Source organism: Oleidesulfovibrio alaskensis DSM 16109, from assembly GCF_000482745.1.
In the GTDB taxonomy this organism is placed as follows: domain Bacteria; phylum Desulfobacterota; class Desulfovibrionia; order Desulfovibrionales; family Desulfovibrionaceae; genus Oleidesulfovibrio; species Oleidesulfovibrio alaskensis.
Genome location: NZ_AXWQ01000027.1, coordinates 1 through 1,947 on the forward strand (window position 1 = coordinate 1; position 1,947 = coordinate 1,947).

At 53.7% G+C, this 1,947-nt stretch carries 2 rRNA genes; both read right to left on the minus strand.

The features are described 5' to 3' along the window. Window positions 1-63 precede the first annotated feature (63 nt). A 5S ribosomal RNA gene (gene rrf, locus H586_RS0111855) occupies window positions 64-178 on the minus strand. A 119-nt stretch (window positions 179-297) separates the two neighbouring features. Next, window positions 298-1,947 (minus strand): 23S ribosomal RNA (locus tag H586_RS0111860); the annotation flags it as partial.

Here is a 1,947-nt window from a genome sequence, read left to right on the forward strand (position 1 = left end):
AGAAACGACAACAGGCTCTGATCCGTTTTGGATCAGAGCCTGTTGCGCTTTTTAAAGAAAAAGCCTTGGCGACGGCCTACTTTCCCACAAGCTCCCTTGCAGTATCATCGGCGATGGCTGGCTTAACTTCCGAGTTCGGAATGGGATCGGGTGTACCCCAGCCTCCATGGTCACCAAGGCAAATTCGTGGCCGGGCTTGGTGGTCACCGGTAAGGCGGCGGGTATATCTCCCCGCGCCACGTCGACGACTGCCTGGCCGAAATTTTAATTAAATAGGGTGGAAAGGAATTTATGAGAATCAATAAGCCGCACGGGCTATTAGTACTGGTCAGCTGAGCATGTCGCCATGCGTACACCTCCAGCCTATCAACCGGGTAGTCTACCCGGGCCCTTCAGCTCTTAAAAGAGAGGGAGATCTTATCTTGAGGCAGGCTTCCCGCTTAGATGCTTTCAGCGGTTATCCCTTCCGAACATAGCTACCCTGCGGTGCCTCTGGCGAGACAACAGGAACACCAGTGGTTCGTCCATCCCGGTCCTCTCGTACTAGGGACAGGTCCTCTCAAATCTCCTACGCCCACAGCAGATAGGGACCAAACTGTCTCACGACGTTTTAAACCCAGCTCGCGTACCACTTTAAACGGCGAACAGCCGTACCCTTGGGACCTGCTTCAGCCCCAGGATGTGATGAGCCGACATCGAGGTGCCAAACCGCGCCGTCGATATGAACTCTTGGGCGCGATCAGCCTGTTATCCCCGGCGTACCTTTTATCCAATGAGCGATGGCCCTTCCATGCGGAACCACCGGATCACTAACACCAACTTTCGTTCCTGCTCGACATGTCTGTCTTGCAGTCAAGCTCCCTTATGCGTTTGCACTCGACGGCTGGTTTCCAATCAGCCTGAGGGAACCTTTGCATGCCTCCGTTACATTTTGGGAGGCGACCGCCCCAGTCAAACTACCCACCAGACACTGTCTTCCTGCCGGCTAACGGCGAGGAATTAGAGCCTTAGACTGACAAGGGTGGTATTTCAAGGTTGGCTCCACCGATACTGGCGTACCGGCTTCAAAGCCTCCCACCTATCCTACACATGTCAGCCCAAAACCCAATGTCAAGCTATAGTAAAGGTGCACAGGGTCTTTCCGTCTTGCTGCGGGTACACGGCATTTTCACCGCGACTTCAATTTCACCGAGTCACTAGTTGAGACAGCGCGGAGATCGTTACGCCATTCGTGCAGGTCGGAACTTACCCGACAAGGAATTTCGCTACCTTAGGACCGTTATAGTTACGGCCGCCGTTTACCGGGGCTTCGGTTCGAAGCTTCGCTTGCGCTAACCTCTCCCCTTAACCTTCCGGCACCGGGCAGGCGTCAGTCCCTATACGTCGTCTTACGACTTAGCAGAGACCTATGTTTTTAGTAAACAGTCGCCACCGCCATTTCTCTGCGGCTCTCCTGGGCTTATTGAGTAAATCATTCACCCGGAAGAGCACCCCTTATTCCGAAGTTACGGGGTCATTTTGCCGAGTTCCTTAACTAGTGTTCTCTCGAGCGCCTTGGGTTACTCACCCCACCCACCTGAGTCGGTTTACGGTACGGTCTGCATGAACTATACTTAGGAGCTTTTCTAGGCAGCATAGGCTCAACCACTTACGTCCTTGCGGACACCGCATCGTGCCTCGGCCTTAAAGGAAGACGGATTTGCCTGTCTTCCAAGCCTACACACTTGCACCGGCTAATCCAACAGCCGGCTGGCCTACCTTTCTGCGTCCCTCCATCGCGCGATCACACAGGTACGGGAATATTAACCCGTTTCCCATCGACTACGGCTTTCGCCCTCGCCTTAGGGGCCGACTAACTCCGGGCAGATTACCTTTACCCGGAAAACCTTGGGTTTACGGCGAACAGGTTTCTCACCTGTTTTATCGTTACTTATGTCAGCATAATCA